Origin of the sequence: Mesorhizobium sp. M4B.F.Ca.ET.089.01.1.1 (assembly GCF_004022605.1) — a bacterium.
GTDB lineage: Bacteria > Pseudomonadota > Alphaproteobacteria > Rhizobiales > Rhizobiaceae > Mesorhizobium > Mesorhizobium abyssinicae.
The window spans coordinates 1-9,799 of the sequence record NZ_RZOS01000205.1; the positions used below are offsets into that span (position 1 = coordinate 1).

At 64.7% G+C, this 9,799-nt stretch carries 8 protein-coding genes and 1 pseudogene; 7 read left to right on the top strand and 2 right to left on the bottom strand.

The features are described from left to right. From bamA to lpxB, 6 genes are all read left to right on the top strand, one after another. Positions 1–1,879, top strand: a 1,879-nt coding sequence (bamA, locus tag EN780_RS19270) for an outer membrane protein assembly factor BamA (protein ID WP_128275014.1), incomplete at its 5' end; no start/stop codon positions are given. 76 nt (positions 1,880–1,955) lie between these two features. Next, entirely contained in the window at positions 1,956–3,011 is a 1,056-nt protein-coding gene (lpxD, locus tag EN780_RS19275) for a UDP-3-O-(3-hydroxymyristoyl)glucosamine N-acyltransferase (RefSeq protein ID WP_128275015.1), read from the top strand. Beyond that, a complete protein-coding gene (gene fabZ / locus EN780_RS19280; RefSeq protein ID WP_127286425.1) occupies positions 3,004–3,462 on the top strand; it encodes a 3-hydroxyacyl-ACP dehydratase FabZ in 459 nt (152 codons plus the stop codon). Before lpxD ends, fabZ begins: the two co-directional genes overlap by 8 nt. A 14-nt stretch (positions 3,463–3,476) precedes the next feature. Then, entirely contained in the window at positions 3,477–4,310 is an 834-nt protein-coding gene (gene lpxA / locus EN780_RS19285; protein WP_128275016.1) for an acyl-ACP--UDP-N-acetylglucosamine O-acyltransferase, read from the top strand. After that, positions 4,297–5,199 (top strand): UDP-2,3-diacylglucosamine diphosphatase LpxI, encoded by a 903-nt coding sequence (gene lpxI / locus EN780_RS19290; protein WP_189556612.1) that lies wholly within the window; start codon positions 4,297–4,299, stop codon positions 5,197–5,199. Before lpxA ends, lpxI begins: the two co-directional genes overlap by 14 nt. After that, positions 5,189–6,355: a lipid-A-disaccharide synthase gene (gene lpxB, locus EN780_RS19295; RefSeq protein ID WP_128275018.1), complete on the top strand. Its 1,167-nt coding sequence runs from the start codon at positions 5,189–5,191 to the stop codon at positions 6,353–6,355. Before lpxI ends, lpxB begins: the two co-directional genes overlap by 11 nt. A 45-nt stretch (positions 6,356–6,400) precedes the next feature. On the opposite strand, the gene gltA is transcribed toward lpxB, so the two are convergent. Then, the gene (gene gltA, locus EN780_RS19300; RefSeq protein WP_127285805.1) at positions 6,401–7,729 is read right to left on the bottom strand and encodes a citrate synthase; all 1,329 of its coding nucleotides are present in this window, start codon (positions 7,727–7,729) and stop codon (positions 6,401–6,403) included. Between the two features lie 183 nt (positions 7,730–7,912). Then, positions 7,913–9,337: a glutamate--tRNA ligase gene (gene gltX / locus EN780_RS19305; RefSeq protein ID WP_128275019.1), complete on the bottom strand. Its 1,425-nt coding sequence runs from the start codon at positions 9,335–9,337 to the stop codon at positions 7,913–7,915. A 102-nt stretch (positions 9,338–9,439) separates the two neighbouring features. Here gltX and EN780_RS19310 point away from each other — a divergent pair. Next, positions 9,440–9,799: pseudogene (locus EN780_RS19310) on the top strand (competence protein); the annotation flags it as partial.

Consider the following 9,799-nt stretch of genomic DNA (forward strand, 5'->3'; position numbering starts at 1 on the left):
GATCATGGAACTCGGCGACAACCGCGTGAACGTGGTCTTCAACATCAATGAAGGTGGCCGCACGCAGATCGCCGCGATCAATTTCGTCGGCAACAGCGCCTATTCGAGCCGCCGCCTTTCGGACGTCATCGCCACCAAGCGTTCGTCCTGGCTTTCCTTCGTGCTGCGCGACGACGTCTATGACGAGGACAAGCTGCGCGCTGACCAGGAACTGCTGCGCCGCTTCTACTACAATCACGGCTATGCCGACTTCCAGGTCGTCTCCGCGGTCGGCGAGCTCGACGACACCACCAACAAGTACACGGTCACCATCACCGTCCAGGAAGGCGATCGCTACACGTTCGGCGACGTCAGTGTCGAAAGCACCATCCCCGAGGTCGACTCGAAGGCGCTGGAATCAGTGGTCGAAACCCATAAGGGTGACGTCTACAACGCCAAGGACGTCGAGGACTCCATCATCGCGCTGACCGAGAAGGTTGCCGGTTCCGGCTATGCCTTCGCCCAGGTGACGCCGCGTGGCGACCGCAATTTCGAGAACCACACGATTTCGGTCGTCTATACGATCGACCAGGGCACCAAGGCCTATATCGAGCGCATCGAAATCCGCGGCAACGACCGCACGCGCGACTATGTCATTCGTCGCGAATTCGACGTCAGCGAAGGCGATGCCTTCAACCAGGTGCTCATCCAGCGCGCGAAGAAGCGCCTGGAAGCGCTCAATTACTTTGACAAAGTCGACATCTCGACGGTGCCGGGCTCGCAGCCCGACCAGGTCGTGCTGGTGGTGGATGTGGTCGAAAAGTCGACCGGCGAGTTCTCGGTCGGCGCCGGCTACTCGACCGGCGGCGAGACAGCGGGGCCGTCCGTCGAAGGCTCGATCACCGAGCGCAACTTCCTCGGCCGCGGCCAGTACATCAAGATCGCGGCGGGCGGCGGCAAGAACTCGCGCGACTACAGCTTCTCCTTCACCGAGCCCTACTTCCTCGGGCGCCGCATCGCTGCCGGCTTCGACGTCTTCCAGCAGACGCGCAACTACGATCACTACGACAGTGAGACGTTGGGCGCGACCGTGCGCTTCGGCCTGCCGATTACTGACAACATCTCGACGCAGCTGGCGTACAACATCGCCCAGGAGAAGTACAAGCTCGACAGCGGTTGCGATGACTCGCCGCAGGATGGGATTCCGGACGCGGATTGCGATATCTCGGCGGCGATCGTTCAAGGTATTGACGAAAGCCCGTGGATCAAGTCGTCGGTCAGCCTCGGCCTGACCTACAACACCATCGACGACATGAAGAACCCGCACGAAGGCATCTATGCCAATGTGACCACGGAAGTGGCTGGCCTCGGCGGTGATGCCAAGTTCGTCAAGGTGACGGGCCGCGGCAGTGTCTATCAGACCCTTTCCGAGCAGTTGGATCTGGTCGGCCTGATCTCCGGCGGTGCCGGCCACATCGAAGGCTATGGCGACGACGGCTTGCGTATCTTCGACCATTTCCAGAGCAGCGACCGCATGATTCGCGGCTTCGCCTATGGCGGTATCGGACCTGTTGCCACGGGCACCAGTGGCGATCACCTGGGCGGCACCACCTATTTCAATGCCTCGGCGGAAGCCCAGTTCCCGCTGCCGGTCATTCCGGAAAGCTTCGGCTTGCGCGGCGCGGTCTTTGCCGATGCGGCAACGCTCTATGGCAGCAAGGTCGATACCGCCCTGGTCGATCAGTCGACGACCGACATGAAGCTGCGCGCTTCGGTTGGTGTCGGCCTGATGTGGGCTTCGCCTTTCGGCCCGATCCGCATCGACTACGCGGTGCCGGTCAAGAAGCAACCGACCGACGACGTGCAGGAATTCAACTTCGGCATAGCGACCCGTTTCTGATCCGCGGGTAACAATGCTTCCGGGCCGCGTTGCGGTCCGGAAGAGTGATCCGACCAAGCTGGATATTGCTTCTGGAATGACCGATCCGGTGTTCTTCGCGCCATCACGCCGGTATACGGCAGGCGAAGTCGCGAATCTGACCGGCGCCCAGCTTGTCGATTCCGCTCAATCCCATATTGCCATCGAAGCCCTGGCGCCGGCCAATGAAGGCGGCAAGGACGCGCTGGTCTTCGTCGACGGCAAGCGCAATTTCGCCCTTATGCCGTCGCTCAAGGCTGCGGCGGTTCTCTGTCCGGCGGACTTCGCGAGCAAGGCTCCGGCAGGCGTCGCGGTCCTCACCCATCCGCGCCCGCAGCAGGCGTTCGCGCTGGTCGGGCGCCTGCTGTTTCCGCAAGCCGCCACACCCGGGCCCATGACCGGCGAAACCGGCATCTCCCCGCATGCTCACATAGACCCGTCGGCGCATGTCGAGGCCGGCGCCGTTGTCGAGGCCGGCGCGGTCATCGGTCCGCGCGTCTCGGTCGGCAGCGGCACCATCATTGCTCCGCATGCGGTCATCGGCCATTCCTGCCAGATCGGCCGCGACGGCTATGTCGGCCCGGGCGCCAGCGTCCAGTATGCGCTGATCGGCAATCGCGTCATCATCCATGGCGGTGCGCGGATTGGCCAGGACGGCTTCGGCTTTGTCGCCGGCGCCAAAGGGCCGGAGCGCGTGCCGCAGATCGGCCGTGTCGTCATCCAGGACGATGTCGAGATCGGCTCGAACACCACCGTCGATCGCGGCGCCATGTCCGATACAATCATCGGCCAGGGCACCAAGATCGACAATCTGGTGCAGATCGCCCACAATGTCCGCATCGGCCGCAATTGCATTATAGCCGGACTTTCGGGTATTTCGGGTTCCGTCGTCGTCGGCGACGGCGTCACCATGGGCGGCGGCGTCGGCCTCGCCGATCATTTGACCATTGGGCCTGGGGCCAAGCTTGCAGCGAGAAGCGGATTCATGAGCAACGTCCCGGCGGGCGAGATCTGGGGAGGCTACCCGGCGCAGCCGATGGCCGAGGCCATGCGCGAGATCGCGATGCTGCGCAAGCTGGCCAGGACCCGCAAACAGGGCGATGGGAATGGCTGACATGGTGGCGACGCTCGAGGCGGTCGACATATTGGGGCTGATGAAGCTCCTGCCGCATCGCTATCCGTTCCTGATGATCGATCGCATTGTCGACATCGACGGCGACGACTCCGCCGTCGGCATCAAGAACGTGACCATCAATGAGCCGCATTTCCAGGGCCATTTCCCGGATCAGCCGGTGATGCCCGGCGTGTTGATCGTCGAGGCCATGGCACAGACCGCCGGCGCCATCTGCATTCGCAGCCTCAACGCTGAAAAACCCTCGCTGGTCTATTTCCTGACCATCGACAATGCCAAGTTCCGCAAGCCGGTCGTCCCCGGCGACCAGTTGAAGATCCACGTCAAGAAAATCAAGAAGCGCGGCAACCTGCTCAAATTCGCCTGTGAAGCCCTGGTGGACGGCGCCAAGGCCGCCGAAGCCGAGATTTCGGCGATGATGGTCACCGGCTGACGATCGAAATGCTCATGACAGTTCAGACATTCATCCATCCTTCCGCCGTCGTCGAAGATGGCGTCGCCATCGGCAAGGGCGCCCGCATCGGGCCGTTCTGCCATGTCGGCGCCGACGCCGTGATCGGCGACCGCGTCGAACTGGTCAGCCATGTTTCGGTGATGGGCGCGACCACCATCGGTGCCGGGACCAAGGTCTATCCGATGGCGACGCTGGGCGCGCCGCCGCAGAACACCAAGCACAAGGGTGGCCGCACGACGCTGGTGATTGGCGAGAACTGCACGATCCGCGAAGGCGTCACCATGCATCTCGGCACCGATTCCAGCCGTGGCGAGACGACGGTGGGGGACAATGGCAATTTCCTCGCCTATGCCCACATCGCCCATGACTGCGTCGTTGGCAAGAACGCCACCTTCGCCAATGGCGCGACGCTCGGCGGCCACTGCGAGATCGGCGACAACGTCTATATTGGCGGCCTCACCGCCGTTCACCAGTTCGTCCGCATCGGCAACAACGCCTTCATCGGCGGCTGTTCGGCAGTCGTCGGCGATGTCATTCCCTATGCGATTGCCGTCGGCAACCGCGCCAGCCTTCGCGGCCTCAACATCGTCGGCCTAAAGCGCTCGGGCCTGCCGCGCGCCGAGATCCACCTGTTGCGCAAGGCCTACCGGACGATCTTCGACCGCTCGCGGACCGTCGGCGAGAACATCGAGTTCGCCAAGGCGGAATTCGCCTCCTCGCCGACGGCCATGAAAATCATCGATTTCATCGCCAGTCGCGGCAAGCGGCACTATGCCGTCCCGTCGCTCAAGGGCGGCGACGGCGACGATGCCGATGACGAAGGCTGAGGCTGCCGGAGCCAAGCTAGACCTCGCGCCGGGCTCCAGGGTCGGCATCATCGCCGGCGGCGGCAGCCTGCCGGTGGAAGTCGCGGCCAGCCTGGCAAGGCAAGGGCACCCGCCCGTCATCATCGCTGCCGAAGGCGAGGTCGACCGCAAGCAGGACCTCGCCGGCTATGAGGCCGAGCAACTCGCGCTCGAAGACTTCGGCTCGCTGGTCCCGTTGCTCAGGCGCAAGCGGATCAGCCATCTCGTGCTGGCCGGCGAGATCAGGCGCAGGCCGAAATTAAGCGCCATGCGGCCGAGCCTCGGCCTGCTGGCGGTGGTGCCGACGGTGGTGATGGGGCTGGCGCGCGGAGATGACGGCCTGCTGAGGATCCTGACGCGCTTTCTGGAAAAGCGCGGCATCAAGGTCGTCGGAGCGCATGAGATCGTGCCCGAGCTGCTCGCCGGCCAAGGCCCTTTGACCCAGGCTGAGCCAAGCAAAGCCGACTGGCGTGACATCGAGGCCGCCAGGGTGGCCGCCAAGGCGATCGGCGCGCTGGATATCGGCCAGGCTGCCATCGCCATCGGTGGCCGGGCGATCGCGCTGGAAGGCATAGAGGGCACCAACGGACTGCTTGAGCGGACCAGGCAACTGCGCGACCATGGCCGGCTCGCCGGCAAGACCCGCGGCGTGCTTGTCAAATGCGCCAAGCCCGGCCAGGAATTGCGCGCCGATCTGCCAACCATCGGCCCGCGGACGGTCGAGGCGGCGCAAGAGGCAGGGCTGGCAGGGATTGCCGTGGAGGCCGGCCGCTCGCTGATCCTTGAAGGTCCCGATACGATCGCGCGCGCCAATGCGCTCAGCCTTTTCATCATCGGCCTGCCCGCCGAGGAGCCGGCTCATGGCCACTAGCAAGTCGTTGAAGGTCGCCGTCGTCTGCGGCGAGGAATCGGGCGACCTGCTGGGCGCCGACATCGTCGCGGCGCTGAAGCGGACGACGGGCCGGGATGTTCAGCTTCTCGGCATCGGCGGTCGGCATTTGCAGGCGCTCGGCCTGAAATCCCTGTTCGACGGCAGCGAGATCGCGCTGATGGGGTTCAGCGCGATCCTGCGCGACCTGCCGCGCCTGATCAGGCGGATCGGCCAGACGGCAAGCATGATCGCGGCCGAAAAACCCGACTGCCTCATCACCATCGACAGCCCGGATTTCTCGTTGCGCGTGGCGAAGAAGGTGCGTGCCGCCAACCCGTCGATTCCGATCGTCCACTATGTCTGCCCGAGTGTCTGGGCATGGCGACCGGGTAGGGCGGTGGCGATGAAGCCCTATGTCGACCATATCCTGTGCATCCTGCCTTTCGAGGTGAAGGCGCTCGCCCGCCTCGGCGGTCCGCCTGGCACCTATGTCGGGCATCGCCTGGCGCGGGATCCTGGGGTGCTTGGCGCCGCCAAGGCGCAAGGCCTGCCGCGCGACCTGGCGGGGGATCGCGTCAAGACGCTGCTGGTGCTGCCGGGTTCCCGTCGTGGCGAAGTACGCCGGCTAATCGAGCCGTTCGGCAAGACGATGTCGATCCTGCGCCAGCGCGGGCATCGCCTGCGTCTGCTCTTGCCGACCGTGCCGCACGTCGCCGAGCTGGTCAGGGCTTCGGTCGCCAGTTGGGACGACAAACCGGAGATCATCGTCGAGCCCGAACGCAAATGGCAGGCCTTCGGCAAGGCCGACGCCGCGCTGATCGCCTCGGGAACGGTATCGCTCGAACTGGCCCTGTCGGGCGTGCCGATGGTGTCGTGCTACAAGCTCGATCCCGTAGCGCGGCTGGTCATGCCGCATCTCATTTCCGTCTGGTCGGCGCTGCTGCCCAATCTGATCTCGGACCGGACCCTGGTTCCGGAGTTTTACGACCAGTATGTCCTGCCGGAGAACCTCGCCAGGCAACTGGAGACGCTGTTTTCCGACACCGGCATGCGCGCCTGGCAGAAGGACGGGTTCGCCGAGATCGCGCGGCGCATGGCGACGGACAGACCGTCAGGCGATATCGCCGCCGAGGTCGTTCTGCGACACATCAAATAAAAAGCGCCCTCGCGGGCGCTTTTTCACCTTTTCGCTCGGGCGCGATCAGCGCTTGGCGATCGGCACGTAGTCGCGTTCGGCGGCGCCCGTGTAGAGCTGACGCGGCCGGCCGATCTTCTGGTGCGGATCCTCGATCATCTCCTTCCACTGCGCGATCCAGCCGACGGTGCGGGCGACCGCGAACAGCACGGTGAACATGGTGGTGGGGAAGCCCAGCGCCTTCAGCGTTATGCCGGAATAGAAGTCGACGTTCGGATAGAGCTTCTTCTCGATGAAATAAGCGTCGGTGAGCGCGATCTTTTCCAGCTCCATGGCGATGTCGAGCAACGGATCGTCCTTGATGCCGAGCTCGCCCAGCACCTCATGCGCAGTCTTCTGCATGATCTTGGCGCGCGGATCGTAGTTCTTGTAGACGCGGTGGCCGAAGCCCATCAGCCGGAACGGATCGTTCTTGTCCTTGGCGCGGGCGATGAATTCCGGGATGTGGTCGACATGGCCGATCTCGCCCAGCATGTTGAGCGCCGCCTCGTTGGCGCCGCCATGCGCCGGGCCCCACAGGCAGGCGATGCCGGCGGCGATGCAGGCAAACGGATTGGCGCCCGATGAGCCGGCAAGACGCACCGTCGAGGTCGAGGCGTTCTGCTCGTGATCGGCGTGCAGGATGAAGATGCGCTCCATGGCGCGCGCCAGCACCGGATTGATCTTGTACTCCTCGCACGGCACCGCAAAGCACATGTGCAGGAAGTTGGCGGCGAAGTTCAGCTCGTTCTTCGGATAAATGAAGGGCTGGCCGATGTGGTACTTGTAGGCCATCGCCGCGATCGTCGGCATCTTGGCGATGAGCCGCATCGAGGCGACCATGCGCTGGTAGGGATCCGAAATGTCGGTCGAGTCGTGGTAGAAGGCCGACAGCGCGCCGACCACGCCGCACATGACAGCCATCGGATGCGCATCGCGGCGGAAGCCGGTGAAGAAGCGCGACATCTGCTCATGCACCATGGTGTGGCGCGTCACCCGGTAGTCGAAGTCGTCCTTCTGCGCCTTGGTCGGCAATTCGCCGTAGAGCAGGAGGTAGCAGACCTCGAGGAAGTCGCCATGCTCGGCGAGCTGGTCGATCGGATAGCCGCGGTGCAGCAGGATGCCGGCGTCGCCGTCGATGAAGGTGATGGCCGACTCGCAGCTTGCCGTCGAGGTAAAACCGGGATCGTAGGTGAAGGCGCCGGTGGTGCTGTAGAGCGCGCCGATGTCGATGACGTCAGGCCCGACCGAACCGCTTCGCACCTTGAATTCATGCGTCTTGCCGGCGAGTTCCAGCTTGGCGGTCGACTCGCGCGGGTTGGCCCCCAAGTCCAGTTTTGTTGCAGCTTCGCTCATTAGAAACTCCTTCTTGTTTCCTCATGCCGGCAAGGCAAATTCCTGCAAAACGACACGTCGAAATCACCGGAATGCGCGTACTCGCCACCGCATTTTAGGAGGTGCGTGCCAGATTGGGCCAAGGCCTAATGTTGCACTGCGAAACGCGCCTTTCAATGCCAATCTTCTTGGGCCAGTTCGCTCCTAATCGATTTGATCCGCGATGCGCGCCAGGCTCTCCTCGCGGCCGAGCACGGCAAGCACGTCGAATACGCCGGGCGACGTGCTCCTGCCGGTCAGCGCGGCTCTCAGCGGCTGCGCCACGGCGCCGAGCTTGTGGCCGCCGGCTTGCGCGAAGTCACGGATCGCGGCCTCGGCGGTAGCTGCCGTCCAGTCGCCAGAGAGCGCCGTCAGCGTCGCATGGGCGCCACGCAGAACGGCGCGCGCCTCGCCGGAAAGCAGCGCCGCCGCCTTCTCGTCGACCGGCAACGGCCGCTCGGCAAACAGGAACCCCGCGCCGTCGACCAGTTCGACCAGCGTCTTGGCGCGCTCCTTGAGGCCGGGCAGGGCCGCGAGCAACTGCGCCTTCTTCTGGCCGTCGAGCCGGGCGGCGAGCGCCGGGCCGCCTTCGAGATAGGGCAGGGTGGCGACGAAGATGTCGAACAGCGCATGATCGTCCATCTTGCGCATATGCACGCCGTTCAGCGCCTCGAGCTTGGCGAAGTCGAAGCGGGCGGCGCCCTTGTTGACGTCGCCGATGTCGAACCAGCCGATCATGTCCTTGATCGACATGACTTCGTCATCGCCATGGCTCCAGCCGAGGCGGGCGAGATAGTTGAGCAGCGCCTCCGGCAGATAGCCCATCGAACGATAGGCCTCGACGCCGAGCGCGCCATGCCGTTTCGACAGCTTGGCGCCGTCGGCGCCATGGATCAGCGGAATGTGCGACATCGACGGCACATCCCAGCCCATGGCGTTGTAGATCACCGTCTGGCGCGCTGCGTTGGTCAGATGATCGTCGCCGCGGATGATGTGGGTGACGCCCATGTCGTGATCGTCGACGACGACGGCGTGCATGTAGGTCGGGTTGCCGTCCGAGCGCAGGATGATGAAATCGTCGAGGTCCTTGTTGGGAAAGCGCACCTCGCCCTGCACGCGGTCGTGCACGACGGTCTCGCCTTCGGTCGGCGCCTTGATGCGGATGGCACCCTTGAGGCCGGGAGGCGCCTCGGACGGGTCGCGGTCGCGCCACTGGCCGTTGTAGCGCGGCGGCAGGCCCTTGGCCCGCGCCGCCTCGCGCATCGCCTCGAGCTCCGCGGGTGTCTCGTAGCTGTAATAGGCCTTGCCCAGGCGCACGAGCTCCTCCGCGACCTCGCGATGGCGCGGCGCGCGCTCGAACTGCGACACGGCCTCGCCGTCCCATGACAGGCCGAGCCAGGTCAGCCCGTCCAGGATGGCAGCGGTCGCCGCCTCGGTGGAGCGCTCGCGATCGGTGTCCTCTATGCGCAGCAGCATGGTGCCGCCGGTGTGCTTCGCATAGAGCCAGTTGAACAGCGCCGTGCGCGCCCCGCCAATGTGCAGGTAGCCTGTCGGCGAGGGGGCAAAACGGGTGACGACCTTGTCGGACATGGCACTCTCAGGCTGGCACAGGAAGCGGGCGTGGTGGCGCGGACTTTCGCGTTTTCGGCGTTCATGTAGCATAGGAGGTCTGGGGCGCAAGGGGCAGACCTGATGGCTGGACGTGGCCGGGGCGCGGAGGAGGGCGAGGGGACGACAGCTGGCGCCAGCGAGCGCCTGCTGTTTGCCGACACCGTGCCTGCCGATGCCGCGCCGGTTTCACTTCCGGAGCCGCGTCCGGCCAAAGAGATTTTGCCGACCGATGACGACGGATTCCGCCCGGCCTCGCCAACGGCAACCGTCACGCGGCTCCGCAAACAGCTTGGCCGCGTGTCATGGCCGGCGTTTCACCGCAGCATCGGCAACGCGGCCACGACCGAGCTCGATCGCGGCATCGGCTTCCTGCTGGTGCCGGTGTTCCTGGCTGCCGGCGTGATCTTCTATTTCTCGCTGAACGCCGAGCCGGATCTCTAC